The sequence below is a fragment of the Leifsonia aquatica H1aii genome (assembly GCF_000633535.1).
GTDB lineage: Bacteria > Actinomycetota > Actinomycetes > Actinomycetales > Microbacteriaceae > Leifsonia > Leifsonia aquatica_A.
Genome location: NZ_AYMR01000006.1, coordinates 94,791 through 119,981, shown reverse-complemented (window position 1 = coordinate 119,981; position 25,191 = coordinate 94,791). Strand labels below are relative to the sequence as shown.

Below are 25,191 nucleotides of genomic sequence, written 5' to 3'. Positions count from 1 at the left end.
CCTCCGGGCGGTAAGCGCGGGCGGTAGGCTTGCTGATCGTGACCGCACGCGTTTTGATCAAGGACCTCGCCGCCCACTCGGACGGACCCGTCAGCGTCGCCGGATGGGTGGAGACCGTCCGGGACCAGAAGAAGGTGCAGTTCGTCGTGCTGCGCGATGAGTCCGGGGCGGTGCAGCTGGTCAACCCGCGCACCGTCGCCGAGGACGGCACGATCGTCGCCGACGAGCCCGCCATCACGATCTCCGGTCTTTCTCAGGGAAGCTTCGTGCGGGCCACCGGCGAGCTCAAGCACGATGAGCGCGTCAAGCTCGGCGGCATCGAGATCAAGCTGAGCACACTCACGGTCGAGACGGTCGCCATCCCCGAGACACCGATCGCGGCCGACAGCGGCATCGACAAGCGGATGGACTGGCGCTTCCTCGACCTGCGCGAGCCGAAGAACAACCTCATCTTCCGGGTGCAGACGACGTTCGAGCACGCCCTCCGTCAGTACTGGGTGGAGAACGACTTCGTCGAGATCCACACGCCGAAGCTCATGGCGTCGGCGTCCGAGTCGCGCGCCGAGCTGTTCGAGCTGGACTACTTCGAGACCACCGCGTACCTCGCGCAGAGCCCCCAGATCTTCAAGCAGATGGCCCAGGCCGCCGGCTTCGGCCGCGTGTTCGAGATCGGCCCGGCGTTCCGCGCCGACCCCAGCTTCACCAGCCGCCACGCGACGGAGTTCACCAGCATCGACACCGAGCTGAGCTGGATCGACAGCCATGAGGACGTCATGAAGGTGCACGAGGAGCTCCTCGTCGCCGGGTTCACGGCGGTCAAGGAGAAGCACGGCGCGGAGATCGAGGCGCTGTTCGGCGTCGAGGTCACGGTTCCGGCCACGCCGTTCCCGCGCATCCCGCTCGCGGAGGCGAAGCGGATCGTCGCCGAGCGCGGCTACGAGGTGCCTCGCGACGACGATGACATGGACCCGGAGGGTGAGCGCCAGATCTCGGCGTACGTCAAGGAGACCTACGGCCACGAGTTCGTCTTCCTGACCGACTACGCCTCGACCATCCGGCCGTACTACCACATGCGTCACGCGGACGACGAGACGATCACCAAGAGCTACGACCTCATCTTCAACGGCGTCGAGATCTCGACGGGCGCCCAGCGCGAGCACCGCGTGGACGTCATCGAGAAGCAGGCGCGGGAGAAGGGCCTGTCCGTCGAGGAGCTCGAGGACGTGCTGGCCTTCTTCCGGTACGGCGTCCCGCCGCACGGCGGGTTCGGCATGGGCCTCGCCCGTGTGCTGATGCTCATGCTGCACCTCTCGAACCTGCGCGAGACGACTTATCTCTTCCGTGGACCGACCCGCCTGACCCCGTAGAGCCGCCACCGGTCGCACCGATCGCCGCCCAGCGATCGCCCGCGACCAGGATGTGCCCGAGGAAGCGCAGGCCGATCGTCGCCGCGGCCTGATCCAACCGTCGGGTGAGGACAAGGTCGGCGACCGACGCATCGGTGACGCCCGACGGATGGTTGTGCGCGACGGCGAACGACCTCCCCCCACGCGTGAGGACGGACTGCAGCACGTCGGCGGGTTGGATGCGCGCCTCGTCCACGCCGCCGTCGTGCAGCAGGACGAGCTCGAGCGGCCGCGCGGCCCGGTCCGCGACCACAACCACGAATCTCTCGCTGTCGCGATGCAGAAGCTCCGGCCGGACGATGTCGGCGACCGCCTTGTCGTCGACCAACCGGGTCCAGGCCGATGATGCCCCGGCCCGCCGCCAGATCTCGATGATGGCGACCAGGCGACCCGCGGTGGCAGGCCCGACGCCGGCAAGGGTCTCCAGGCGGGCGAAGTCCATGGTCGCCAGACCCGGGAACCCGCCGGTGCGGCGCAGGATCGATCGGGCGAGTGCCCGCACGCTCTTGCCGGACTGGCCCGAGCCGAGCACGAGCGCGAGCACCTCGTCGTCCGTGAGCGCGCCGACGCCGAGCCGACGCATCCGTTCCCTCGGCCGATCGTGCACGGGAATGCTCGCAAGGGACTCCTCCTCGTCTGACGCTTCGTGGGACATGCCTTCACGGTAGGAAACCGCTCGGGCCCCCGGGGTCGCCGGTCACAATCTGTGGATAAGTGCCTGCTCGACCCACGCTGTGGACAACGCGACGAAATCTCTCCCCAGAGCTGTGGATGAACGATCTGTCCACGGATTCAGCGGACCCCGTGGCCTTCGTGCGCCGTGGAGACACAATGGAGTCATCACGCAACGAAGGAGCAGCACATGGCCAGCCCGGACGACGTCGTCATCCTGTCCGCCGCCCGAACCCCGTTCGGCAAGATCAAGGGAGCGCTCGCCTCGCAGAGCGCGGTGCAGCTCGGGTCTGCGGCGCTCGCGCAGGCGCTGGAGCGCTCCGGCATCGACGCCGCCGCGGTGGACGCGGTGATCTTCGGGCAGGTGCTCCAGGCGGGCGCCGGCCAGAACCCCGCGCGGCAGACGGCCATCGCCGCCGGGATCGGTTGGGACGTGCCGGCGACCACGATCAACAAGGTGTGCCTCTCCGGCCTCGCCGCGGTCATCGACGCGGCCCGGCTGATCCGGGCGGGCGAGGCGACGGTGGTCGTGGCGGGCGGCCAGGAGTCCATGACCAATGCACCGCACCTCCTGCCCGGATCACGTATGGGATGGACATACGGGTCCATCCCGGCGCTCGACTCCGCGGCGCACGACGGGTTGACGGATGCCTTCGACGGGATCTCCATGGGCGCTTCGACCGAGCGGTACACGGAGCGGCTCGGCCTCACCCGCGAGGCACAGGATGCGTTCTCCGCCGGGTCGCACCAGCGGGCCGGGGCGGCCGCAGCCGCCGGGATCTTCGACGCCGAGATCGCGCCGGTCCGCATCCCGCAGCGGAAGGGCGAGCCAGTGGTCGTCGCCGACGACGAGGGCGTCCGCCCGGACTCCTCCACCGAGACACTCGCCCGACTGTCCCCCAGCTTCGCCGAGGGCGGCACCCTGACGGCCGGCAACTCGTCCCCACTGAGCGACGGTGCGGCCGCGCTCGTGCTGACGAGCCGGGCCAACGCCGAGCGGCTCGGGCTCGAGTGGCTCGCCGTCGTCGGTGCCAGCGGCCAGGTCGCAGGGCCGGACAACTCGCTGCACTCGCAGCCGTCCCACGCCATCGAGGCGGCCCTCGCCCGAGCCGGATGGACGGCCGACGACCTCGACCTCATCGAGATCAACGAGGCGTTCGCGGCCGTCGCCCTTCAGTCGATGGCCGATCTCGGCGTCGACGACGCGACCGTGAACATCCACGGCGGCGCCATCGCTTTGGGGCACCCGATCGGCGCCTCGGGGGCACGGCTCGCCGGGCACGCCGCGCACGAACTCGCCCGCCGCGGGTCGGGGCGAGCGGCGGTCGCGCTGTGCGGCGGAGGCGGGCAGGGAGACGCGCTGCTGCTCTGGCGCTGACCTGCATCGGCCGGCAGCGCCGACACGACGGAACGGTCGAGCCGGCCCCGCCGCGGCGGTAGGGTCAACCCGCCAGGTGGCGCTCCTCGGGACCCGTGTACTGGGAGAGCGGGCGGATCAGGGAATTGGCCGCATACTGCTCGAAGACGTGGGCGGTCCAGCCGGTGAGGCGCGCGGCGGCGAACAGCGGAGTGAAGGTGTCGGTGTCGAAGCCCATCAGGTTGTATGCGGGGCCGGACGGGTAGTCGAGGTTGGGCTTGATGTTCTTGCGCTCGACCATGGTGGACTCGAGGGCGTTGTACAGCTCGAGCACCTCCGGGCGGTCATAGTGCTCGACCAGCGACTCCAGAGCCGCCTTCATCGTCGGCACGCGCGAGTCGCCATTCTTGTAGACCCGGTGGCCGAAGCCCATGATCTTGCGCTTCTCGGCGAGAGCCGCGTCGAGCCACTCCTCGGCGCGGTCGGCGGTGCCGATCTCGTCGAAGGCGTGCATGACGGCCTCGTTCGCGCCACCGTGCAGCGGGCCCTTGAGGGCGCCGATCGCACCGGTGACGGCGGAGTAGACATCGGACAGCGTCGAGGCGATCACCCGGGCCGTGAAGGTCGACGCGTTGAACGAGTGCTCCGCGTACAACACCAGCGAGACCCGGAATGCGTCGACGACCACGTCGTCCGGCACCTCCCCGAACGTGAGCCAGAGGAAGTTGCGCGAGTAGTCGAGATCCTCGCGCGGCTCCACGGGCTCGAGGCCGCGCCGGCGGCGCTGGATGTAGGCGACGATGGTGGGCAGCTGGGCCAGCAGGTAGAGCGCACGTCCGGCGTTCAGCTCGGGATCGAGGACGCCGTCCGTCTGCTGGAGGGTGTCGTCCAGCCCTCCGAGCTGGCTGACCGCGGTGCGCAGCGCGTCCATCGGGTGGGCCGAGGCGGGGATGTCGTCGAGCGCACGACGGGTGCGGTCGTCGAGCCGACGCAGCGAGCGCTCCCGGGCCTCGAACTCCTCGCGCTGTTCGGCGGTGGGGAGCTCGCCGTTCCAGAGCAGGTACGCGACCTCCTCGAACGAGCACTGAGCGGCGAGCTCCTGGACGGGATAGCCGCGATAGAGCAGCGAGTTCGTCTCCGGGTTCACGGACGAGATGGTCGTGGTGTCCACCACGACACCGGCGAGGCCCTTGTGGATCTGCGGATCGGTCATTCGAGCTCCTTCGCTACAGCTGCCAAGCGGGTGGGGCGCTACCGACGCACGTCGAAGGTGAAGACCGACGAATCGAACGTGTTGTAGCCCTCGTAGTCAATCAGGTCGTAGAGGTCGGCGCGATGCTGCATCGACCCGAGGAGCGGTTCGAGGGAGCCGCCCGCGACGAGCTGGTCGAGACCACGCTCGGCGGCGCCCATCGCGAGGCGGAGCAGCGACACCGGCCAGATCACGATGTTCACCCCGACGTCCCGCAACTGGTCCACCGTGAACAGGTCGCTCTTGCCGAACTCGGTCATGTTGGCGAGCATCGGCACGTCGATGGCCCGCCGCACGGCCTCGAACTCGGACAGGTCGGCCATCGCCTCGGGGAAGATGGCGTCGGCGCCCGCGTCGACCAGGGCCTTCGCCCGGTCGAGCGCCGCATCCAGACCGTCCACGGCCCGGATGTCGGTGCGCGCCATGATCAGCAGGTTGGGGTCGCGGCGGGCGTCCACGGCCGCACGGATGCGCTTGAGCGCCGTGCTCTCGTCCACCACCTGCTTGCCGTCGAGGTGGCCGCAGCGCTTGGGGTTGACCTGGTCCTCGATGTGCAGCCCGGCCACCCCGGCGTCCTCGAGGGACTGGACGGTGCGCGCCACGTTCATCGGCTCGCCGAAGCCGGTGTCGGCATCGACAAGGGCGGGGAGGTCGGTCATCCGCGTGATCTGAGCGGACCGGCCCGCGACCTCGGTGAGCGTCGTGAGGCCGATGTCCGGCAGGCCGAGATCGGCCGAGAGCACGGCGCCCGAGATGTACACGCCCTCGAAGCCCTTGCGCTCGATGAGGCGGGCGCTGAGCGGGTTGAAGGCTCCGGGCATCCGCACGAGTTCCCCGGACGCAAGTCGGGCGCGGAACGCCGCACGCTTCTCGTGCGCGGGAACGGTGGAGTACAACATCAGAAGAGTCCCTTCGGGGCCGGGACGGAGGCGAGCACCCCCGGAGCGGCGGTGATGGTGAGCCCGCCGAGCTCGGCGGCCGACAGCTCCGGCAGTCGTTCGGCGACGCTCAGGAAGCGCTCGATCTCGGCCGGCTCCAGCACGTCGGTCGCGAGGGTGCGGAACTTCGCCACGTAATCGGCGCGGACGAAGGGCCGAGCCCCGAGCGGGTGGGCGTCGGCGACAGCGATCTCATCGGTGATCACGCGGCCGTCGGCGAGGTGGATCTCCACCCGGCCGCCGAACGCCTTCTCCGCCGGATCGGTCGAGTGGTAGCGACGCGTCCACTCCGGGTCCTCCGTGGTGGTGACCTTGCCCCAGAGCGCGACCGTGTCGGGACGAGCGGCACGCGACGGGAGATAGGACTCCACGTGGTGCCACCCGCCGTCCTGCAGGGCGACGGTGAAGATGTACGGGATGCTGTGGTCCAGCGTCTCCCGCGACGCCGAAGGATCGTACTTCTGCGGGTCGTTCGCACCCGAGCCGATCACGTAGTGGGTGTGGTGCGACGTGTGGATGAGGATCGACTCCACCCGCGACGGGTCGGCGGCCTCGGGATGCTCGCGGTGCAACTTGCGGGCGAGGTCGATCCAGGCCTGTGCCTGGTACTCGGCCGAGTGCTCCTTCGTGTAGGAGTCGAGGATGGCGCGCTTGGCCTCTCCCGCCGCCGGCAACGGCACGTCGTACGACGCGGACGGCCCGTCGAGCAGCCAGGCGATGACGCCGTCCTCGCCCTCGTAGATCGGGGTCGGGCTGGTCTCGCCCCGCATCGCCCGGTCGATCGCCTCGACCGCCATCTTGCCTGCGAAGGCGGGGGCGTGCGCCTTCCAGCTCGAGATCTCACCCTTGCGGGACTGCCGTGTGGCCGTCGTGGTGTGCAGGGCCTGCCCGATCGCCTGGAAGACGACCTCCGTCGGCAGTCGCAACAGGGTTCCGATGCCGGCCGCGGCCGACGGGCCGAGATGGGCGACATGGTCGATCTTGTGGGCGTGCAGGCTGATCGCCTTCGCGAGGTCGATCTGGATCTCGTAGCCGGTGGCGATCCCGCGCACGAGGTCGTGGCCGGTGAGACCGAAGGCGCGTGCGGCATGCTGGGCCACCGCCGTGATCGGCGGGATGTTGTCGCCGGGGTGCGAGTACTCCGCCGACAGGAAGGTGTCGTGGTAGTCCAGCTCGCGCACCGCGACACCGTTGGCCCACGCGGCCCACTCGGGCGACACGCGGACGGCCTCCTGCTCGCCGAAGACGGTGGCGCCGTCCTGCGGCCGGTCCGCTGACGCCGCCAGCTCCTCCAGCTGGCGAGCCGGCAGCGGGTGGGCGAGCGCCTGCGACCGCGCCGAGACGACCGGGCGGCGGGTGAGGGAGGCGACGGCGACGGCGGCGTTGTCGATGACGCGGTTGATCACCATGTCGGCGACCTCGGTGTCGACCTCCACCGGATCGGCGGCGACCTCGGCGATCTTCCAGGCGAGCTGGTCCTGTCGGGCGAGGTTCTCTTCGCTGCGGTGCACACGGACGTTGTGGATCTTCACGTATCGAACCTACCTCGCTACGCTCTGCTCATGGTGCCCGCCCCCTCCCTCCTGGCGTTCGCGCTCGCCGCTGTGGCGCTGATCGTCATCCCGGGGCCGAGTGTGCTGTTCGTCATCGGCCGGTCTCTCGCGCTCGGCCGTGCGGGCGGCCTGCTCAGCGTGCTCGGCAACGCGCTCGGGATGCTGCCGCTCGTGATCGCCGTGGCCGTGGGAATCGGTGCGCTCGTCGCGCAGTCCGCCGTCGTCTTCGCAATCATCAAGTTCGCGGGCGCCGCCTATCTCGTCTACCTGGGCGTCCAGGCGATCCGCCACCGGCGCCGCACGGCGGTCACCCACGAGTCGGCAGCGGCGCGGTCGGCCTGGCGGATCCTGGGCGAGGGCTTCGTGGTCGGTCTGACCAACCCGAAATCGCTCGTGTTCTTCGTCGCCGTGCTACCGCAGTTCGTCGATCCCCAGGCCGGCGGCATCCCGATCCAGCTGTTCGCGCTGGGCGTGGTGTTCCTCGTGCTCGCGCTGATCTGCGACAGCATCTGGGCGCTCGCCGCGGGGAGCGCGCGGCTGTGGTTCGCGCGGTCACCGAAGCGGGTCGAGCGACTGGGTGCCACCGGAGGCGTGATGATGATCGGACTCGGGGGGATCCTGGCTCTCACCGGAAGCAAGAGCTGACCGGCCGCACCCGTGGCCCCGGGCGGCTCGGGCGACGCGCCCCGGTCAGATGTCGCCGGCGGTCGCGACCGGGGTGAGCACGGCGCGCGCGAGCGTGTGGAAGTGCGCGTTGAAGCCCAGAACCGCGGGGGTCGACTCGGGGTCGAGGTCCAGCCGGTCGACATCCAGCGCGTGCACGACCACGTGGTAGTGGTGCGTCCCCGTCCCGGGCGGCGGACCCGCCCCGGTGAAGCTCTTCGAGCGCAGCTCGTTCGAGAGCATGGCGGCTCCCTGCGGCAATCCCGCGCCGCCCTCCGCCCCGGCGCCCGCGGCGAGCGCTGTCACCTCGGCCGGGATGTTGAACACCGCCCAGTGCCAGAAGCCGGAGCCGGTCGGTGCGTCCGGGTCGTGGATGGTCACCGCGAAGCTCCGGGTCTCGGCGGGGAAGCCGCTCCAGGCCAGCTGCGGGGAGACGTCTCCGCCGCCACCGCCGGCGCCCCACTGCTCCCGCGCGAGCGGCCGTCCGTCGGCGATGTCGTCACTGATCAGCGTGAAGAGGGGAACGGCGCCGAAGCGCTCCAGGGGATCGTTCGAGGTCATACCCGTAACCTACGCTCGGGCGGCGCCCGGCTCAGACGCGTTGAGCGGATTCGGAGACGGCGGCGGGCACCGGTCGGCGGCGGAAGCGGGACGGGAGTCCGGTGATGCCCCACCCGGTGACCCGCAGCATCGCCTCGGCGACGATCCCGCCGGTCATCTTCGACGCGCCGTGCTCGCGCTCCACGAAGGTGATCGGCACCTCCGCGACGGTCAGGCCGGCACGGTAGGCACGACGGAGCATGTCGATCTGGAAGCAGTAGCCCTGGCTCTCGACATCGGCGAAGTGGATGCGGCGGAGTGCGTCGGCGGTGAAGGCGCGATAGCCGCCGGTCACGTCGCGCGCCGGGACCCCGAGGGCGATCCGGGAGTACGCGCTGCCGCCGCGGGAGAGCAGGCGGCGCCGGGCCGGCCAGTTGACCACGCCACCGCCGGGCACCCAACGGGAGCCGAGCACGAGATCGGCACCGCGCCCGTCCCCGTCCAGGGCGTCGAGCAGTCGCGGGAGCTCCTCCGGACGGTGCGAGCCGTCGGCGTCCATCTCGACGATCCGGTCGTAGCCGGCGTCGAGCGCCCAGCGCATCCCCTCGCGGTAGGCGGCTCCGAGACCGTCCTTGCCCGCGCGGTGCAGCACGTGCACGTTCGCGTCGGTGGCGGCGAGCGCATCAGCGATCTCCCCGGTGCCGTCCGGCGAGTTGTCGTCGACCACGAGCACCTCGGCGACAGGCACGGACGCGCGCACCCGACCCACGATCGGGCCGACGTTCTCCCGCTCGTTGTAGGTGGGGATGATGACGATGGTTCGCACGGAACCGCCTTTCTGCCGTACTGCGCGCCTGGAGGCTACTCCCACCATGCCTGAGCTGGCTGAACACTTGGCGAACGAAACTTCCGGCGTTCGCAGCTTCGGGCGCGTGGCCCGCTGCCCTCCGGGCCCCGTCTCGCCCGCGTCGCCTACCATCGACAGGTGCCCGTCCCCAAGATCCTGCTCTACTACGCGTTCACTCCGCTGCCCGATCCGGAGGCCATCCGGCTGTGGCAGCGCGACCTGTGCGCGTCGCTGGGACTGCGCGGACGCATCCTGATCTCGAAGGACGGCATCAACGGCACGGTCGGCGGGGAGCTCGATGCCGTGAAGCGGTATCTGCGGTCGACCCGCGAGTATCCGGGGTTCCACGGGCTCGACGCGAAGTGGAGCGAAGGCTCCGGTCTGGACGAGGACGGTCTCAGCCGTGACTTCCCCCGGCTCTCGGTGCGCGTGCGCGACGAGATCGTCTCCTTCGGGGCTCCGGACGAGCTGCGGGTCGATGGCTCCGGTGTCGTCGGCGGCGGCGAGCGCCTCGCCCCTGAGGACGTGCAGCGACTGGTCGACGAACGCGACGACGTGGTCTTCTTCGACGGGCGCAATCGGTTCGAGGCCGAGATCGGACGGTTCCGCGATGCGGTCGTGCCGGAGGTGTCGAACACCCGCGAGTTCGTCGCCGAGCTGGAGAGCGGGAGGTACGACCACCTCAAGGACAAGCCGGTCGTCACCTACTGCACCGGCGGCATCCGGTGCGAGGTGCTCTCGGGGTTGATGAAGTCCCGCGGGTTCCAGGAGGTCTACCAGCTCGACGGCGGCATCGTCCGGTATGGCGAGGCGTTCGGCGACGCCGGGCTCTGGGAGGGGTCGCTGTACGTCTTCGACGGACGGGGGTCGGTGTCGTTCGGCCCGGATCCCGCCGTCCTCGGCCGGTGCGCGGCCTGCGGTGCGGCGACCAGCCGGATGCGGAACTGCGCGGATCCGTCGTGCCGCGAGCAGCTGGTGGTCTGCGAGAGGTGCGACATGCTGCGCTGCGAAGCGCACGCCTCTCCCCCTCGCTGACGGCGAACGCGTCCTCCCCGACCGGTGGGAACCATTGCTGGCCGCTTCGCGTTGCGGCCATCATGAACACCATGGATCCGGTAGCAGCCATCGTCTGGATCGTGTCGTTCGTCCTCGTCACGGTCACCGTCACGGGGCTGTCGCGCCGTGTCGGCTGGTCCGCTCCGGTGGTGCTGGTGGTCGTCGGCGCCATCGCGTCGTTCATCCCGGGCGTCCCCCAGATCGCGCTGGAGCCCGAGGTCGTGCTCTACGGCCTGCTGCCGCCCCTGCTGTTCGCGGCGGCGATCCAGACCTCCATCGTGGATGTGCGGGCCCGCCGCGACGGCATCCTGCTGCTCTCGGTCGGACTCGTGGCCTTCACCGTGATCGTCGTCGGGTTCGCGACCTGGCTGATCGTCCCGGCGATCACACTCGCCGCCGCGTTCGCGTTCGGGGCGGTGGTCGCCCCCACGGACACGGTGGCGGTGACCGCGATCGCGGGTCGCGGACACCTCCCCCGCCGACTCGTGACGGTGCTGGAGGGCGAGAGCCTGCTCAACGACGCGACCGCGCTGGTCGCCCTGAACGCGAGCATCGCCGCGATCGTGAGCGTGATCAACCCGTGGGCGATCGCGGGCGAGTTCGGGCTGGCCGTCGTGGTCGGCATCGGCGTCGGTCTCGCGGTCGGCTGGGTGCTCTCGCTCATCCGCAAGCAACTGCGCTCCCCCGTGCTGGACACGTCGCTCGGGCTGATCACTCCGTACCTCGCATTCATCCCCTCGCAGTTCCTGCACGGCTCCGGCATCCTCTCGGTCGTCGTCGCCGGCCTCTACCTCGGCTACCGGTCGCCGACCATCCAGACGGCCGAGGCCCGCATCGCCGAGACGATCAACTGGCGCACCATCCAGTTCCTGCTGGAGAACGCCGTCTTCCTGTTCATCGGGCTGGAGCTGTCGAGCATCCTGAGCGGCGCGTTCCGCTCGGGCATCACCGTGTGGGAGACGGTGATCATCAGCGTCGTGGTGCTGCTGGCACTGTTCCTCGCCCGGTTCGCGTGGATGGTCGGCACGACGGCGCTGTACAAGTACGGCCCTCGGCGCCTGCGGGAGCGCGGCTGGTCGTGGCCGACGGGCATCGCCGTGTCGTTCGCCGGGATCCGCGGCGTGGTCACGCTGGCCGCGGTGTTCCTGCTGCCCACGGAGACCCCGCACCGCGAGTTCCTGCAGTTCCTGGCGTTCGTGGTCGTGGTCGCCACCCTGCTCGAGGGTCTGGCACTGCCGTGGATCATCCGTCGCCTGCATCTGCCGTCGCCCGACTTCGCGCAGGAGGCGAGCGAGATGCAGCGGCTGCTCGCCGAAGCGCAGACGGCCGGACTGGAGCACCTGGAGACCCAGGTCACCGGCAACGAGGACCAGCGCGTGATCGAGCGGTTGCGGATCAATGCCGTTTTCCTCTCCGACGCCCTGGAGAACCCTTCCGCCGACGAGAGCGAGGACACCCCGCTCGAGTACCGGCACCTGCGCCGCACCATGATCGTCGCGGAGCGGCAGGCTGTGCTGACCGCCCGCGCCGAAGGCCGCTACCAGGAGCCGGCCGTGCGCTCGGTCCTCGCCTTCCTCGACGCGGAGGAGGCGGCGCTCAAGTCGTCCGGTCCCGGTGGCAAGAAGCCGCTCATGTGACGACGGCCGTTCCGCCGGCGCCGGGCCGCGATGCGGCCGCGCTAGCGCAGCGTCGTGTCGTCCGCGGGCGCCCGGGCCGCGGCGAGGGCGTGGGCCGTCGCTTCTGCGCCCCCGGCGCGGCGCGAGCCCCTGGGACGGCGAGCCCAGAGCCGGGACCTCTGGGACGACAGGGCCAGTACGACCAGGATGTCGAGCGGCAGGCCGAGGAGGTTGTTGCGCAGCGTGATCTGCGGGCCGCCGTTGAAGAAGTCGATGGCCGCGAACACGATGAGCGCGGCGCTGTACGACATGGACGCGATCCGGGCCCAATTGCTGCCGAAGAGGACGAGGAGCGCGAGGAGGAAGTAGAAGACGAGGCCGGCGGCGAAGATCCCGAGCAGAACCCCGAAGACGACGTCCGCCTGATGGCGGGTCACCCCCTCCAGATCACCGGCGTCGAAGAGCGACCCCACCCACTCCCGCCAGCTCAGCACCGTGAGGGCGACGAAGAGCGCACCCGCCCCGACCCGCAGCAGCATGAGCAGGAAGCCGAGCGCCGTCGGGATCGGTCGACGCTCGGCGAGGGCGATGCGGCGTGCTTCCGCCTGCTGCACCACGCGCTCGGCCTCGGCGTCGACGGGGACGCGTCCCAGATCGACCACAGGCAGGTCGCCATCGGTCTCGATGCTGTCGCCTCCCCCGTTGCGCGAGTGGTAGCCGCTGGAGAAGTCGCGGATGACCTCGACCTCCACCCCGATGTCGGCCGTCAGCAGTGTGGAGACGATGTGGTCCCGCTCGATGTCGGTGTTCGCGTCGATCTTGTGCGTGATCTGCAGGGTGAACAGCGAGAAGCCGACGGACTTGTCGAAGGTGCCGGCCGCGAGCCAGTCGACCTGGTGCCCGCCCGGCAGGAGCCAGCCCTCCGGGCATTTCCAGAACCGCACATGATGCCTCTTGGCCGGGTTGCCGAGCACCTCCTGCTGATAGGCGACGTCCTGCTGGTGGCCGAACAGGAACAGCGGGCTGACCGGCGCTTCGTCGTAGCTGCGGCGCAGGAGCGTCGAGGTCACGATGCGGCGGCTGGAGGCCAGGGTGACGTCGTCGGCGCGGGTCCAGCCGGCGGCGCGCATCGCGTCGTCGAGCTGCTCCTCCGACCCGAGCAGCGCGAGGTTGACCGGGTCGCCGAGCAGTCCATCGCTGGTGCGGGCCCGGCCGATGAAGTAGTCGGGAACGTAGATCTGGGTCAGGATCCGGTGCAGTCTCGGCAGCACCAGATAGGCGAGGACGAGCCAGAACAGGATGAAGAACAGGACGAGGAACCATCCCCACCCGAAGCTCTCGGTGAGCACGAGCCAGGCCAGCCAGACCGCGGCGACGCCCCCGAACAGGAAGAACGCGTAGTCGACGACCGCATTGACCGAGAACCGCCGGGCGGTCGCCGACCGGGTCTTGCGCCCGGCCCCCGGAGCGTCGTTCGGCGCCGCGCTGGGAGCCTCCGGCTGGGTCATGGGGCCATCCTAGAGGGCACGCGCACGTGGTCGTAGGGTGGCGGCATGGCCACCATCACCGAACGCGGCTCCGAGCTGCGCCGCCTCCACCACGCCCCCGAACTGCTGCAGGTCGTCAATGTCTGGGACGCGATCAGCGCGACCGCGATCGCCGCTCTGCCCGAGACCCGCGCCCTCGCGACCGCCAGCCACTCCATCGCCGCCACGCTCGGATACGACGACGGCGAGAAGATCCCGCTCGACCTCATGCTCGACATGGTGGGCCGGATCGTCGCGGCGACGGACCTGCCGGTGAGCGCCGACCTCGAGGGCGGGTACGGTGACGCCGGCGAGACGATCCGCCGAGCGATCGGCGTGGGAGTCGTCGGCGCCAACCTGGAGGACCGGATGCGTCCGTTCGAGGACGCGGTGGCCCTTGTACGGGACGCGGTGCGGGCGGCCGAGGCGGAGGGGGTGCCGTTCGCCCTCAATGCGCGCACCGACGTCTTCCTCCGCGACACTCTGCCGTCGGTCGCGCAGAAGACCGAGGAGGCCGTCCGCCGCGGAGGGGCCTTCCTCGACGCCGGAGCGACGAGCGTCTTCGTGCCCGGGCTGCTCGACGAGGCGACGGTGGCCGCGCTGGTCGGCGGCCTGGGCGAGCGCACGCTCAGCGTCATCGCGGTCCCCGGTTCCCTCTCTCCCGCCCGGCTGCAGGAGCTCGGCGTCGCCCGGGTCTCGTACGGCCCGTGGACGCAGCGCGTCGCCCTGACCGCGTTGCAGGACGCGGCGCAGGCGCTCTACGCCGGAGGGGCGCTGCCGGACGGCACCCGCACGCTGAACTGACGACCGCCCGGGGCCCCGCGTAGGCTGCAGACATGAGCGACTTCCGGGCGATCGTGATCGAGCAGGAGATCGAGGGCGGCAGGATCACCGCCCACACGGCGGAGGTGCGGCGGGTCACCGACGCCTTCCTCCTGCCGGGCGACGTGACCGTCGCGGTCGAATACTCGGGGCTCAACTACAAGGACGGGCTGGCCATCGGCGGACGGCCTGGGGTGGCGCGGACCTCGCCCCTCATCCCGGGCATCGACCTGGTCGGCACCGTCGAGTCGAGCGCCGATCCGCGCTGGCGGGCCGGCGACCGCGTCGTGCTCAACGGCGACGGGATCGGCGAGTCCCACCACGGTGGCCTGGCCGAACGGGCCCGGGTGCGCGGCGACGCCCTGGTGCGCGTCCCCGCCGCGATCTCGTCGGCGCAGGCGGCGGCGATCGGCACCGCCGGCTTCACCGCGATGCTCTCGGTACTGGCCCTCGAGCGTCACGGCGTCGACCCGGTGGAGGTGCGCGAGAGCGGGAGCAGTGTGCTCGTGACCGGAGCGGCGGGCGGGGTCGGCTCCGTCGCCGTCGCGGTGCTGTCGGGTCTCGGCTATCCGGTGACGGCCTCGACCGGACGTGTGGACGAGCTCGCCGGCTACCTGACCGACCTCGGGGCGACGGCGATCATCGATCGGGCCGAGCTCGGCGATCCGGGACGGCCCCTGCAGAGCCAGCGCTGGGCCGGGGTGGTGGACGCCGTGGGCAGCCACACCCTCGTTAACGCCCTGGCGCAGACCCGGTACGGCGGCACCGTGACCGCGTGCGGTCTCGCCCAGGGGCCCGACCTGCCGGGGACCGTGCTCCCGTTCATCCTGCGCGGCGTGACCCTGGTCGGCATCAACTCGGTGGAGGCTCCGGCCGCCCTGCGCGAGGCTGCCTGGCGACGACTCGCCACGGATCTCGACGAGGAGGCGCTCGCCGCCATGACGAGCGTCATCCCGCTCGCCGCGGCCGTGCCCGCCGCGGAGGAGATCCTGGCCGGACGGCTGCGCGGACGCACGGTGGTCGACGTGCGCGCCTGAGCGCGCAACCGCTGGGCCCGCCCGTATGCTGGCGGCATGATCGTCCTCGCCACCGTCGTGGTCACCCTCGCCGCCGCCCTGCACGTCGCGATCTTCTTCATGGAGAGCGTGGCCTGGGGGCGCCCGTCCGTCTGGAAGCGGTTCGGCGTGGCCGACCAGGCGGCGGCCGACACCACCAAGCCGATGGCCTACAACCAGGGCTTCTACAACCTCTTCCTGGCGATCGGTGCGGTCGTCGGGCTCATCCTCTACGGCGTCGGTCTGCACCCCGCCGGCCTGGCCCTCATCCTCTTCACCATGGCCTGCATGTTCGCCGCGTCGGTGGTGCTGCTCACCACCGGCAAGGGCTACTGGCGGGCCGCGATCACCCAGGGCGCGCTGCCGCTCATCGGCTTCATCCTGATGCTGCTGTCCTGATGTCGCGCTGCTGACGCCGCCGCATCGAGTCGTCCGTGCGCGGCCGGGACGTCAGCGCAGTTCGGGCGCGACCGACTCCGGCCGGAGCCCGCGACCGATGAACCGCGCCGTCGCCCGCTGCACCAGCGGCATCGCAGCGGCGAGCGCGGTGCGGATCGCCGGCGGCAGAGGGTCGGGGAGGCCCTCCGGTCCGCCCGGGCGTGCGATGCCCCGGTGGGCGGCGAGCTGGATGCGCTGCATGGCGGCCACGGGTGGGAGCCGCCGCCGCTGGATGCCGTCGAGCACGCCGAGGTCGACCGGCCCGGCGCGCAGCGGGGCCACGAGGGCGTTCGCCGCGGCCACCGCATCCTGCACGGCGTAGTTCACGCCGACGCCGAACGCCGGCGACATCGCATGGGCGGCGTCGCCGATCGCGAGGAACCCGCGACGGTACCAGCGGTCGAGCCGGTCGATCTGCACGCTGAGCAGTTTGATCTGCTCCCAGTCGTCGATCGTCGCCAACGGTTCGCGAAGGAAGGGCGCCGCGGCCGCGACTGCGTCGCGGAAGGCGGACAGGCCGCCCGCCTTCAGCTGGTCGATCCCGCCCTTCGCGATGACGAGCCCCGTCTGGTAGTAGTCGCCGCGGTCGATCGTGATCACCATCGATCCGTGACGCAGGTAGGCGAGCGTGCTGGGTGGGGCCTCCGCCGGCTTCGGGAGCCGGAACCACAGCACGTCGATCGGCACGCCGAAGCGGCGCGGGCGCAGTCCGGCCGCGCCGCGCAGCATCGAGTCGCGCCCATCCGCCGCGACGGTGAGCGCCGCCGCGATCTCGAGCTCTCCGTCGGGCCCGGCGGCACGCACGCCGGTCACGGCGCCGTCCCACCAGGTCAGCCCGGTCGCGGTCGTCTCCATCAGCAGCCGGAATCCCGGATACCGTGCGCCTTCGCCGGCGAGGAAGGACAGGAAGTCCCACTGCGGCGCGAGCACGAGGAAGTCGTCGGGCGGACCGAGCCGGGAGAAGTCGACCGGGTGCAGGCGGGTGCCGCTCACGACGGCGTCCAGCGTGCGCACGCTCGTGTGCGGCAGACCGAGGAACCGCTCGCGCAGACCGAGTTCGCCGAGCACGCCGATCGTGGAGGGGTGGATGGTGTCGCCGCGGAAGTCCCTGAAGAAGTCCGCGTGCTTCTCCAGCACCACGACCTCCAGTCCGTTGCGGGCGAGGAGGACGCCGAGCATGACGCCGGCCGGTCCGCCTCCCGAGATCACGCAGTCCGCCTGAAGCGCTTCCATGCCTCCGCAGCGTATCCTCCCGGCATGGCCATCGTCGCGTCCGTCTTCGTCGCACTCGCCGCCGTCGTGCATCTGGGGATCTTCGCGTCGCAGACGATGGCGTGGTCATCGCCCTCGGTCTGGCGGCGCTACGGCGTCGCGTCGCAGCGCGATGCCGACACGAGCCGGCCGATCGCCTACACGCAGGGCTTCTACAACCTCTTCTTCGCGGCGGGGGCGGTGGTGGGCATGGTGCTCTACTGGACCACTCTGCGGCACGTCGGCTTCGGCCTGATGTTCTTCACCTGCACCTGCATGGTCCTCGCGGCGGTCGTGCAACTCACCGTCGGAGGCCGGAAGCCGTCCGCGGCCCTGGTCCAGGGCATCCCGCCGCTGATCGGTCTGGTGCTGTTCGTCGTCGCGCAGGCCGGCTGAGCAGCGCGCCCGCCTCTCCGGCCGCGACTACTCGATGATCTCGCCCTCGGCGGGGAGTTCCGCGACATCCACTCTCAGCGCTTCGACGAGCTTGGCGGCGTGCGGCGTGGAGACGATCACCCGGGAGTACTCCTCGCCATCGAGGTCGATCACGACGGCGGCCCGCTGCTTGCCCTTGATGACGAGGAAGTCCTGCCCACCGTGGAACTTCCACGTGCCGACAGACAGCGTGAGCGGCACCGCCGCACCAGGCGCGCGGATGCCGCGGATCCAGATCCACGGGTCCTCGGTGATGGCGACCGAGCGGATGCTGTCGCGCGGGATGACCAGGCCGTCGCGTTTGAGCGCGAGCACCTTCTCGGCCCGCGTGAGATGGATCTCCAGGCGGTCGGGGTGCACGTACAGATCGGCCATGTCTCTATCCTGCCAAGCCCTCGGAGCGTGCGGCAGTGCCGAACCTCACAAAGCCATAACCCTTGGGTTGTGCCTCGGAGGTCCGAGCACCGATGCGGCATGTATCCTTCTCGTCGTGGCAACCCAGAGACGGACTCCGGGCTCGCAGACTTCACTTCGTGAAGCCAACCGAGCTCGAATCGTCGATGCCATCAAGAAGCACGGCGGCCTGACCCAGGTCGAGCTCGCCGGTGCCACCGGCCTCTCCCCCGCGACGGTGTCCAACATCGTGAAGGAGCTGTCGACCTCCGGTGTGCTGCACACCACGCAGAGCATCCGCAGCGGCCGCCGGGCCCAGCACGTCACGCTGGCGCACGCGCTCGGCCTCGTGGTCGGCGTGCACTTCTCCACCCGTCATCTGCGTGTGGCGCTGGCCGATGTCGCGCACACCGTCGTCGCCGAGAACCACATGCCGCTGGCACGCGACCACCGCGCGGACAACGAGCTCGACAAGGTCTCGATGCTGCTGAGCGACATGCTCGACTCGGTGGAGGCGTCGCGCGACGAGGTGCTCGCGATCGGCATCGCCCTCCCCGCGCCCCTCGACCGCGCGAGCGGGACGATCGCCCGCAGCGGCATCATGCGCGGCTGGGACGGCGTGGTGGTCGCCGAGGCCATGGAGCGCCGGGTGAAACGCCCCGTGTTCGTCGACAACGCCGCCAATCTGACCGCCCTGGCCGAGTCGCGCTTCGGCGCCGGACGCGGCAAGCGCAACTCGATCACGCTGGACATCGGGGACGGGATCGGTGCCGGCCTGCTGCTGAACGGCGGGCTCTTCCGCGGCAACAACGGCGTCGCCGGCGAGTTCGGCCACACGACCATCCGGGAGAACGGCCCCCTCTGCCGCTGCGGCAACCGCGGCTGCCTGGAGGCCATCGCCGGCGGCCCGGCCATCCTGGACGAGCTGCGCGACCATCTCGGCAGCCTCAAGCTCGGCGACGTGGTGCTGCAGGCCATGGCCGGGGATGCGCGCTGCATCCGCGCGATCGCGGACGCCGGCAAGCACATCGGCGTCGCCACGGCGAATCTCTGCAACCTGCTCGACCCGGAGCGCGTCGTGGTGGGCGGTGAGCTGGCCCGCGCGGGCGAGCTGCTGCTCGGCCCGATGCGGCACGCGGTCGAGCGCTCCATCATCGTCGGCGAGGACCTGATGCCCGACATCGTGCAAGGCCAGCTCGGGACGCGCGCGGCCACCCTCGGGGCGGTCGCCTACGCGGTCGACCGGGTCTCGCTGACCCCGCAGAGCACAGCCAACTGAGCCCGCTCCGCGCGCTGTCCCCCGTCACCCCCCAAACGTGACCAACCGTTATCGAATGCGTTGACTTCAAGTATTGACGCCAAGACGCGCACCTGACACACTCAACCCAGCCGCCAAGGATGGCGGGCTCGAACCGGAGGTTTTTCAATGAAGATCGCCACCAAGAGGGGAATGATCGCAGCATCCGCGGTCCTCCTCGCAGCACTCAGTCTCACAGCCTGTTCGAACGGCTCCGGCAGTGGAAGCACCTCCACGGCGGACGCCTCCAAGGCCCAGATCGGCCTTCTCCTCCCCGACTCCGTCACCGCCCGCTACGAGGCGGCGGACAAGCCCTTCTTCGAAGCCAAGATCAAGGACCTCTGCTCCGGCTGCAAGGTGCTCTACGCGAACGCCGACGGCGACGCCAGCAAGCAGCAGCAGCAGGCGGAGTCCATGCTGACCCAGGGCGTCAAGGTGCTCGTCCTCGACCCGTTCGACGGCGAGGCCGCGGCCTCCATCGTCGGCGAGGCGAAGGCCAAGAACGTCCCGGTCATCTCCTACGACCGCCTGATCAACAGCAAGGACGTCGACTACTACATCTCGTTCGACAACGAAGAGGTCGGCAAGCTGCAGGCCACGGCCCTGGTCGACAAGCTCAAGAAGGACGGCGTCCCCGCCGGCAGCGGCATCCTGATGGTCAACGGCTCGCCCACCGACAACAACGCGACCCTGTTCAAGAAGGGCGCGCACAGCGTGATCGACACGAGCGGCTACAAAGTGCTCGCCGAGTACGACACACCAGGATGGGACCCGGCACAGGCCCAGAACTGGGTGTCCGGTCAGATCACGCAGTTCGGCAGCCAAATCAAGGCCATCTACGCGGCCAATGACGGCACGGGCGGCGGCGCGATCGCCGCACTCAAGGCGGCCAACGTCTCGCCGATCCCGCCGGTCACCGGGCAGGACGCCGAGCTCGCGGGCATCCAGCGCATCCTCGCCGGCGATCAGTACATGACGGTCTACAAGGCCATCCAGCCGGAGGCGGAGAAGGCGGCCGAGCTCGTCATCGCGCTCACCAAGGCCCAGAAGCCGGCCGGTGACACGAGCGTCGACACTGCCGGCGGCGCGAAGATCGCGTCGTTCCTCCTGAAGCCGGTCGCGGTCACGACCGACAACATCGAGAGCACGGTCGTCAAGGACGAGTTCTACGGAGCGGACTCCGCTGCGAAGATCTGCACCGCGGACTACAAGGCGGCGTGCGACAAGTACGGAATCAAGTAACACCTGGCAGCACGGCCCTCCAGATGCGGATCATCGCACCTGGAGGGCCGTGTGCACCCGCCCTACGATGGACCCGAACCACCCAGCTCACCTCGAAGGAGAGAACGCCGTGACCATGGAATCCGCGATCGCCGAGGAGGAGCGGACCGAGCGTCGGCCCGTGCTCTCGCTGAGCGGCGTCTCGAAAGGCTTCGGCGCCGTGCAGGCGCTCACCGACATCAGCCTCGATGTCTATCCCGGTGAGGTGGTCGCCCTCGTAGGCGACAACGGCGCCGGCAAATCCACACTCGTCAAGATCCTCGCGGGCGTGCACCCGCAGGACTCCGGGACGATCACGTTCGACGGCCAGGACGTCAGCATCCCGTCGCCCGCCGCCTCGCGCGAGCTGGGCATCGCGACGGTCTTCCAGGACCTCGCCCTCTGCGACAACCTCGACGTCGTCTCGAACCTCTTCCTTGGCCGTGAGATCACCCACGGCACCCTCGACGAGGAGGAGATGGAGAAGCGGTCGTGGAGCCTGCTGCGGCAGCTCTCGGCGCGCATCCCCTCCGTCCGGATCGCTGTCGCCTCGCTCTCCGGAGGTCAGCGGCAGACGGTCGCGATCGCCCGGTCGCTGATCGGCGACCCCCGCGTCGTCATCCTCGACGAGCCCACCGCCGCCCTCGGGGTGGCGCAGACGGCCGAGGTGCTCAACCTGATCGAGCGGCTGCGTGAGCGCGGGCTCGGAGTGCTGCTCATCAGCCACAACATGGCCGACGTCCAGGCGGTCGCCGACCGGGTCGCGGTGCTGCGCCTCGGCCGCAACAACGGTGACTTCCGCGTGCCGGACGTCAGCTACGAGGAGATCATCTCCGCCATCACCGGTGCGACGGACAACGTCGTGAGCCGTCGGGCCGGCCGCGCCGGCGAGGCGGGCATCAGCGAAGGGAAGGCCGACGCATGAGCAAGGCAACAGCGGAGACCCCCGCCGAGGTCGCGGCCGACCTGCAGGACGAGCGCCTCATCCGCGAGGCGGGTCTCGGCGGTGCGCTGCGCGGCTTCGGCCGCCGGGTGCGCGGCGGCGACCTCGGCTCGCTCCCGGTCGTCATCGGCCTCGTCGTCATCTGGGTCGTCTTCCAGGTGCTGAACCCCAACTTCCTGAGCGCCAACAACCTGGTGAACCTGACACTGCAGTGCGCGGCGATCGGCACCATCTCGATCGGCATCGTGCTGGTGCTGCTGCTCGGCCAGATCGACCTCTCGGTCGGGTCGGTGAGCGGCGTCTCCGCCGCCATCCTCGGGGTCGGCTTCACCCAGCTGCACTGGCCGCTCTGGGCGACCGTGATCGTAGCGATCCTCGCCGGAGCGGTGATCGGCTACCTCTACGGTCTGCTCTTCACGCGCTTCGGGGTGCCCAGCTTCGTCATCACGCTGGCCGGTCTGCTCGGCTTCCTCGGCGTGCAGTTGTGGATCCTCGGACCGAACAGCTCGATCAACATCCCCTACGACTCGTGGATCGTCTCGTTCGCGCAGCAGACCTTCCTCCCGCCATGGGCGGCGTACGCCCTTGCGGTGGTCGCGGCCGGCGGGATGTTCCTCTCCGATTGGCGCCGCAACGTCCGCCGCCGGAACGCCGGCCTCTCGGAAGGCTCGACGGCGGCGGTCGCCCTGAAGGCGGCGCTGCTGCTCGTCGGACTCTGCATCGCCGTCTGGTACCTCTCGACGGATCGTGGCACGGGAGCGATGTTCCTCTTCTTCGTCGTGCTGGTGATCGTGATGAACTACTTCCTCACCCGCACCAAGTGGGGTCGTTCGGTCTTCGCGGTCGGCGGCTCGGTCGAAGCGGCCCGCCGCGCCGGCATCAAGGTGAACCGGGTCTTCATCAGCGTGTTCATCCTCTGCTCGACGTTCGCGGCCGTCGGCGGTCTGCTCGCGGCGGCGCGGCTGGCCTCGGTCAGCGCGTCGTCCGGCGGAACCGACACCAACCTGAACGCGATCGCGGCCGCGGTCATCGGCGGCACGAGCCTCTTCGGCGGCCGTGGCTCCGCCTGGTCGGCCCTGCTCGGCATCCTGGTGATCCAGTCGATCTCGAACGGCCTGACGCTGATGAACCTCGACTCGTCGTACCGCTTCATGATCACCGGCGCCGTGCTGCTGCTCGCGGTCATCATCGACTCGCTGTCGCGCCGGTCGAGAGCGTCGCACGGCCAAGCCTAGGCAGCGGGCGGGTGTGAGAAGGTGGTCGGGTGACCCGCACCACCACCTTCCGCGCCCGCCTTCTGCGTGAGGGCGAGCCGCCGCGCACGGTCACCGAGCGCGCACCCTCGGACGTGCCTCCACGCACCCTCCGGCGCAGCGCATCCGGCGGTGGGATCTACGACATCTACGCCCTGCTCGACGCCGAGGGCTGGCCGGCGACGGCCACCTACAGCTTCGTCCAGACGCTGTCGCCCGTCCGCTCGGCTTCGGACGACTGAGGCCGGACCCTCAGCGTCCGACCCGGACCCTCAGGCGTTCGCGGTCGCGGAGGCCGCAGCACGCGCGGCACCGGGCAGCGCGTCCAGGATGCGCCCGACAGCGGCGTCGTCATGGGCGGCGGTCACGAACCACGCCTCGAAGACGCTCGGCGGCAGCGAGACGCCCGCGTCGAGCATGGCGTGGAAGAACGCGCGGTAGCGGAACGCCTCCTGCGTCTGCACCTCGGCGTAGGTGCGCGGGGCCGTGGCGAAGTCACCGAAGACGAAGCTGAACAGGTTGCCCGCCCGCTGCACGCGGTGGGCGACGCCCTCCGCGGCGAGGGCGTCGGAGACCGCGCCGGAGACGGACTCCGCGACGATGTCGAGCCGGTCGTAGACCGCCTCGTCGGCGTGCGCGAGCGTCGCGAGCCCCGCCGCGACGGCGACGGGGTTCCCGGAGAGGGTGCCCGCCTGGTAGACCGGGCCGGTCGGCGCGAGGAAGTCCATCAGCTCGGCACGGCCGCCGAGGGCCGCCAGAGGCATCCCCCCGCCGATGACCTTGCCGAAGGTGACCAGATCGGGCGTGTAGCCGCGGTCGAGGCCCCAGAAGCCGGCCTCGCTCACCCGGAAACCGGTGAGCACCTCGTCGAGGATGAGCAGGGCGCCGAACTCGTGCGCGAGATCGGCGAGGGCCGCGTTGAACCCGGCATCCGGCGGGACGACGCCCATGTTGGCCGCGGCCGCCTCGGTGATGACCGCGGCGATGTCGGGACCATTCGCCTCGAAGGCCGCCCGGACCGCGTCGAGGTCGTTGTACGGCAGCACCAGGGTCTGGGCCGCGGTGGCCTCGGTCACGCCGGCCGAGCCGGGGAGTGCGAGCGTCGCGAGACCGGAGCCGGCCTCGGCCAGCAGACCGTCGGAGTGGCCGTGATAGTGCCCCGCGAACTTGATCAGCAGCGGGCGACCCGTGAACCCACGGGCCAGCCGGATGGCCGTCATGGTCGCCTCGGTGCCGGTCGAGACCAGGCGCAGCTTCTCGAGGAACGGGACGCGTCCGAGCACCGCCTCCGCGAGCTCGGTCTCGGCCGGGGTGGACGCACCGAAGGAGAGCCCCTTCGCGGCGGCCTCCTGCACGGCCGCGACGACGGCCGGGTGGGCGTGACCCAGGATGGCGGGTCCCCACGAGGCGACCAGGTCGACGTATCCGCGACCCTGCGCGTCGGTGATGTACGGTCCCCACGCCGACACCATGAACCGGGGCGTGCCCCCCACGGAGCGGAAGGCGCGCACCGGGGAGTTGACCCCGCCCGGGATCACGCGCTGGGCGCGCTCGAACTGGGCGAGGTTCACGTCGCCGAGCGCGGCACCGTCGGCCAGGCCTGCCAGATCGCTCATCGCAGCCACCCCGCCGCCTCGGTCGCCCAATAGGTCATGACGGCATCGGCTCCGGCCCGGCGCGCGCCGATCAGCGTCTCCTCGACGATCCGACGGCGGTCGATCCACCCGTGTGCGGCCGCCGCCTCCACCATCGCGTACTCCCCCGACACCTGGTAAGCCCAGACGGGGACGTCGCTGATCGAGGCCACATCGCTGAGCACATCGAGATAGCTCAGCGCCGGCTTGACCATCAGGATGTCGGCGCCCTCGTCGAGGTCGAGCCGTGCCTCGCGCAGACCCTCGCGACGGTTGGCCGGATCCTGCTGGTAGGCGCGGCGGTCGCCGGAGAGCTGCGAGTCGACGGCCTCGCGGAACGGCCCGTAAAACGCGGAGGCGTACTTCGCGGCGTAGGCGAGCAGCACCACGTCGTGTCGGCCGGCGGCATCGAGCGCGTCGCGCACGGCGGCGACCTGGCCGTCCATCATGCCGGAGAGGCCGAGCAGCTGAGAACCGGCCTCGGCCTGGGCGAGGGCCATGTCGCGGTAGCGCTCGAGCGTTGCGTCGTTGTCGACGTGGCCGGCGGCGTCGAGCACGCCGCAGTGGCCGTGGTCGGTGAACTCGTCCAGGCAGAGGTCGGTCTGCACCACGAGCGCGTCGCCGACCTCGGCCGCGAGGGCGCGGGTGGCGACGTTGAGGATGCCCTCCGGGTCGGTCGCGGAGCTGCCGACGGCGTCCCGCGTCTCGGGCACGCCGAAGAGCATCACGCCGCCGACCCCCGCCTCCGCGGCCGCGACGGCCGCGCGCTTCAGAGAATCGATCGAGTGCTGCTGCACGCCGGGCATCGACCCGATGGGCACGGGCTCGCCGACGCCCTCGCGCACGAACATCGGCAGGATCAGCTCGGCCGGGTGGAGTCGTGTCTCCGCGGTCAGGCGGCGGAGCGCCGCGCTCTGCCGGAGGCGTCGAGGGCGGATGACAGGATGCAGCTCACTCACTCTCACCACCCTACGCCCGTGCGGC

At 70.5% G+C, this 25,191-nt stretch carries 25 protein-coding genes; 14 read left to right on the top strand and 11 right to left on the bottom strand.

What is annotated here, in order from left to right; translation table 11 throughout:
• The first annotated feature begins 53 nt into the window (after positions 1 to 53).
• The gene (gene aspS, locus U870_RS0104480) at positions 54 to 1,367 is read left to right on the top strand and encodes an aspartate--tRNA(Asn) ligase (protein WP_081815167.1); all 1,314 of its coding nucleotides are present in this window, start codon (positions 54 to 56) and stop codon (positions 1,365 to 1,367) included.
• Here aspS and U870_RS0104475 read toward each other — a convergent pair.
• Entirely contained in the window at positions 1,297 to 2,061 is a 765-nt protein-coding gene (locus tag U870_RS0104475) for a JAB domain-containing protein (protein ID WP_081815166.1), read from the bottom strand. The genes aspS and U870_RS0104475 overlap by 71 nt on opposite strands.
• A 207-nt stretch (positions 2,062 to 2,268) precedes the next feature.
• Here U870_RS0104475 and U870_RS0104470 point away from each other — a divergent pair, with 207 nt between their 5' ends.
• On the top strand, positions 2,269 to 3,456 hold the full coding sequence (locus U870_RS0104470) for an acetyl-CoA C-acetyltransferase (RefSeq protein WP_025156213.1): 1,188 nt from the start codon (positions 2,269 to 2,271) through the stop codon (positions 3,454 to 3,456).
• 64 nt (positions 3,457 to 3,520) lie between these two features.
• On the opposite strand, the gene U870_RS0104465 is transcribed toward U870_RS0104470, so the two are convergent.
• The 3 genes from U870_RS0104465 to U870_RS0104455 are packed head-to-tail and all read right to left on the bottom strand — an operon-like array spanning position 3,521 to position 7,157.
• A complete protein-coding gene (locus tag U870_RS0104465) occupies positions 3,521 to 4,648 on the bottom strand; it encodes a bifunctional 2-methylcitrate synthase/citrate synthase (RefSeq protein WP_025156212.1) in 1,128 nt (375 codons plus the stop codon).
• Positions 4,649 to 4,686: 38 nt separating this feature from the next.
• Positions 4,687 to 5,586, bottom strand: a complete 900-nt coding sequence (gene prpB, locus U870_RS0104460) for a methylisocitrate lyase (protein WP_025156211.1) — start codon at positions 5,584 to 5,586, stop codon at positions 4,687 to 4,689.
• The gene (locus U870_RS0104455) at positions 5,586 to 7,157 is read right to left on the bottom strand and encodes an MmgE/PrpD family protein (protein ID WP_025156210.1); all 1,572 of its coding nucleotides are present in this window, start codon (positions 7,155 to 7,157) and stop codon (positions 5,586 to 5,588) included. The genes prpB and U870_RS0104455 overlap by 1 nt, the downstream gene beginning before the upstream one ends.
• Before the next feature lie 30 nt (positions 7,158 to 7,187).
• On the opposite strand from U870_RS0104455, the gene U870_RS0104450 reads away from it, so the two are divergent.
• The gene (locus U870_RS0104450) at positions 7,188 to 7,823 is read left to right on the top strand and encodes a LysE family translocator (protein WP_025156209.1); all 636 of its coding nucleotides are present in this window, start codon (positions 7,188 to 7,190) and stop codon (positions 7,821 to 7,823) included.
• A gap of 45 nt (positions 7,824 to 7,868) precedes the next feature.
• Here U870_RS0104450 and U870_RS0104445 read toward each other — a convergent pair whose 3' ends face one another.
• Both U870_RS0104445 and U870_RS0104440 read right to left on the bottom strand, forming a co-directional pair.
• The gene (locus U870_RS0104445; protein WP_025156208.1) at positions 7,869 to 8,402 is read right to left on the bottom strand and encodes a YbhB/YbcL family Raf kinase inhibitor-like protein; all 534 of its coding nucleotides are present in this window, start codon (positions 8,400 to 8,402) and stop codon (positions 7,869 to 7,871) included.
• A gap of 31 nt (positions 8,403 to 8,433) precedes the next feature.
• Entirely contained in the window at positions 8,434 to 9,207 is a 774-nt protein-coding gene (locus U870_RS0104440) for a polyprenol monophosphomannose synthase (RefSeq protein ID WP_025156207.1), read from the bottom strand.
• A 159-nt stretch (positions 9,208 to 9,366) separates the two neighbouring features.
• Between U870_RS0104440 and U870_RS0104435 the strand changes: the two genes are divergently transcribed.
• Together U870_RS0104435 and U870_RS0104430 are read left to right on the top strand one after the other, a co-directional pair.
• Positions 9,367 to 10,263, top strand: a complete 897-nt coding sequence (locus U870_RS0104435) for a rhodanese-related sulfurtransferase (protein ID WP_025156206.1) — start codon at positions 9,367 to 9,369, stop codon at positions 10,261 to 10,263.
• A gap of 71 nt (positions 10,264 to 10,334) precedes the next feature.
• A complete protein-coding gene (locus U870_RS0104430) occupies positions 10,335 to 11,921 on the top strand; it encodes a Na+/H+ antiporter (protein WP_240183628.1) in 1,587 nt (528 codons plus the stop codon).
• 41 nt (positions 11,922 to 11,962) lie between these two features.
• Here the strand turns inward: U870_RS0104430 and U870_RS0104425 are convergent, their stop codons facing one another.
• Positions 11,963 to 13,408: an LssY C-terminal domain-containing protein gene (locus U870_RS0104425; RefSeq protein ID WP_025156204.1), complete on the bottom strand. Its 1,446-nt coding sequence runs from the start codon at positions 13,406 to 13,408 to the stop codon at positions 11,963 to 11,965.
• A gap of 45 nt (positions 13,409 to 13,453) precedes the next feature.
• Here U870_RS0104425 and U870_RS0104420 point away from each other — a divergent pair, with 45 nt between their 5' ends.
• From U870_RS0104420 to U870_RS0104410, 3 genes are read left to right on the top strand one after another with little or no spacing between them, the layout of a single operon-like run.
• Positions 13,454 to 14,230 carry an isocitrate lyase/PEP mutase family protein gene (locus U870_RS0104420; RefSeq protein ID WP_025156203.1) on the top strand — a complete coding sequence of 259 codons (777 nt, stop codon included), beginning with the start codon at positions 13,454 to 13,456 and terminating at the stop codon, positions 14,228 to 14,230.
• Positions 14,231 to 14,262: 32 nt separating this feature from the next.
• A complete protein-coding gene (locus U870_RS0104415; RefSeq protein WP_025156202.1) occupies positions 14,263 to 15,285 on the top strand; it encodes an MDR family oxidoreductase in 1,023 nt (340 codons plus the stop codon).
• 36 nt (positions 15,286 to 15,321) lie between these two features.
• The gene (locus tag U870_RS0104410; RefSeq protein ID WP_025156201.1) at positions 15,322 to 15,702 is read left to right on the top strand and encodes a DUF1304 domain-containing protein; all 381 of its coding nucleotides are present in this window, start codon (positions 15,322 to 15,324) and stop codon (positions 15,700 to 15,702) included.
• 51 nt (positions 15,703 to 15,753) lie between these two features.
• Here U870_RS0104410 and U870_RS0104405 read toward each other — a convergent pair whose 3' ends face one another.
• Positions 15,754 to 16,974, bottom strand: coding sequence for an FAD-dependent oxidoreductase (locus tag U870_RS0104405; protein WP_025156200.1), 1,221 nt, complete (start codon positions 16,972 to 16,974; stop codon positions 15,754 to 15,756).
• Between the two features lie 24 nt (positions 16,975 to 16,998).
• Here U870_RS0104405 and U870_RS0104400 point away from each other — a divergent pair, with 24 nt between their 5' ends.
• Complete coding sequence (locus U870_RS0104400; protein ID WP_025156199.1) at positions 16,999 to 17,388, top strand: DUF1304 domain-containing protein; 390 nt, start codon at positions 16,999 to 17,001, stop codon at positions 17,386 to 17,388.
• A 27-nt stretch (positions 17,389 to 17,415) separates the two neighbouring features.
• Here the strand turns inward: U870_RS0104400 and U870_RS0104395 are convergent, their stop codons facing one another.
• Complete coding sequence (locus U870_RS0104395) at positions 17,416 to 17,802, bottom strand: hypothetical protein (RefSeq protein WP_025156198.1); 387 nt, start codon at positions 17,800 to 17,802, stop codon at positions 17,416 to 17,418.
• 115 nt (positions 17,803 to 17,917) lie between these two features.
• Between U870_RS0104395 and U870_RS0104390 the strand changes: the two genes are divergently transcribed.
• The 5 genes from U870_RS0104390 (at position 17,918) to U870_RS0104370 (ending at position 22,815) form a co-directional block, all read left to right on the top strand.
• A complete protein-coding gene (locus tag U870_RS0104390) occupies positions 17,918 to 19,099 on the top strand; it encodes an ROK family transcriptional regulator (protein WP_025156197.1) in 1,182 nt (393 codons plus the stop codon).
• Between the two features lie 147 nt (positions 19,100 to 19,246).
• Positions 19,247 to 20,359, top strand: coding sequence for an ABC transporter substrate-binding protein (locus U870_RS0104385; protein ID WP_025156196.1), 1,113 nt, complete (start codon positions 19,247 to 19,249; stop codon positions 20,357 to 20,359).
• Positions 20,360 to 20,474: 115 nt separating this feature from the next.
• Positions 20,475 to 21,302, top strand: a complete 828-nt coding sequence (locus U870_RS0104380; RefSeq protein ID WP_029947169.1) for an ATP-binding cassette domain-containing protein — start codon at positions 20,475 to 20,477, stop codon at positions 21,300 to 21,302.
• Positions 21,299 to 22,555, top strand: a complete 1,257-nt coding sequence (locus tag U870_RS0104375; RefSeq protein WP_025156194.1) for a sugar ABC transporter permease — start codon at positions 21,299 to 21,301, stop codon at positions 22,553 to 22,555. Before U870_RS0104380 ends, U870_RS0104375 begins: the two co-directional genes overlap by 4 nt.
• A gap of 29 nt (positions 22,556 to 22,584) precedes the next feature.
• Entirely contained in the window at positions 22,585 to 22,815 is a 231-nt protein-coding gene (locus U870_RS0104370; RefSeq protein WP_025156193.1) for a hypothetical protein, read from the top strand.
• A gap of 30 nt (positions 22,816 to 22,845) precedes the next feature.
• Here U870_RS0104370 and hemL read toward each other — a convergent pair whose 3' ends face one another.
• Together hemL and hemB are read right to left on the bottom strand one after the other, a co-directional pair.
• Positions 22,846 to 24,189 carry a glutamate-1-semialdehyde 2,1-aminomutase gene (gene hemL / locus U870_RS0104365; protein WP_025156192.1) on the bottom strand — a complete coding sequence of 448 codons (1,344 nt, stop codon included), beginning with the start codon at positions 24,187 to 24,189 and terminating at the stop codon, positions 22,846 to 22,848.
• A complete protein-coding gene (gene hemB, locus U870_RS0104360) occupies positions 24,186 to 25,157 on the bottom strand; it encodes a porphobilinogen synthase (protein WP_025156191.1) in 972 nt (323 codons plus the stop codon). The genes hemL and hemB overlap by 4 nt, the downstream gene beginning before the upstream one ends.
• Positions 25,158 to 25,191 lie beyond the last annotated feature (34 nt).

Coding starts and splice junctions, on each gene's coding strand:
- U870_RS0104475 (WP_081815166.1), bottom strand. CDS start 2,061: ATGTCCCACGAAGCGTCAGACGAGGAGGAGTCCCTTGCGAGCATTCCC.
- U870_RS0104470 (WP_025156213.1), top strand. CDS start 2,269: ATGGCCAGCCCGGACGACGTCGTCATCCTGTCCGCCGCCCGAACCCCG.
- U870_RS0104465 (WP_025156212.1), bottom strand. CDS start 4,648: ATGACCGATCCGCAGATCCACAAGGGCCTCGCCGGTGTCGTGGTGGAC.
- prpB (WP_025156211.1), bottom strand. CDS start 5,586: ATGTTGTACTCCACCGTTCCCGCGCACGAGAAGCGTGCGGCGTTCCGC.
- U870_RS0104450 (WP_025156209.1), top strand. CDS start 7,188: ATGGTGCCCGCCCCCTCCCTCCTGGCGTTCGCGCTCGCCGCTGTGGCG.
- U870_RS0104445 (WP_025156208.1), bottom strand. CDS start 8,402: ATGACCTCGAACGATCCCCTGGAGCGCTTCGGCGCCGTTCCCCTCTTC.
- U870_RS0104430 (WP_240183628.1), top strand. CDS start 10,335: ATGGATCCGGTAGCAGCCATCGTCTGGATCGTGTCGTTCGTCCTCGTC.
- U870_RS0104425 (WP_025156204.1), bottom strand. CDS start 13,408: ATGACCCAGCCGGAGGCTCCCAGCGCGGCGCCGAACGACGCTCCGGGG.
- U870_RS0104420 (WP_025156203.1), top strand. CDS start 13,454: ATGGCCACCATCACCGAACGCGGCTCCGAGCTGCGCCGCCTCCACCAC.
- U870_RS0104415 (WP_025156202.1), top strand. CDS start 14,263: ATGAGCGACTTCCGGGCGATCGTGATCGAGCAGGAGATCGAGGGCGGC.
- U870_RS0104410 (WP_025156201.1), top strand. CDS start 15,322: ATGATCGTCCTCGCCACCGTCGTGGTCACCCTCGCCGCCGCCCTGCAC.
- U870_RS0104405 (WP_025156200.1), bottom strand. CDS start 16,974: ATGGAAGCGCTTCAGGCGGACTGCGTGATCTCGGGAGGCGGACCGGCC.
- U870_RS0104400 (WP_025156199.1), top strand. CDS start 16,999: ATGGCCATCGTCGCGTCCGTCTTCGTCGCACTCGCCGCCGTCGTGCAT.
- U870_RS0104395 (WP_025156198.1), bottom strand. CDS start 17,802: ATGGCCGATCTGTACGTGCACCCCGACCGCCTGGAGATCCATCTCACG.
- U870_RS0104385 (WP_025156196.1), top strand. CDS start 19,247: ATGAAGATCGCCACCAAGAGGGGAATGATCGCAGCATCCGCGGTCCTC.
- U870_RS0104380 (WP_029947169.1), top strand. CDS start 20,475: ATGGAATCCGCGATCGCCGAGGAGGAGCGGACCGAGCGTCGGCCCGTG.
- U870_RS0104375 (WP_025156194.1), top strand. CDS start 21,299: ATGAGCAAGGCAACAGCGGAGACCCCCGCCGAGGTCGCGGCCGACCTG.
- hemL (WP_025156192.1), bottom strand. CDS start 24,189: ATGAGCGATCTGGCAGGCCTGGCCGACGGTGCCGCGCTCGGCGACGTG.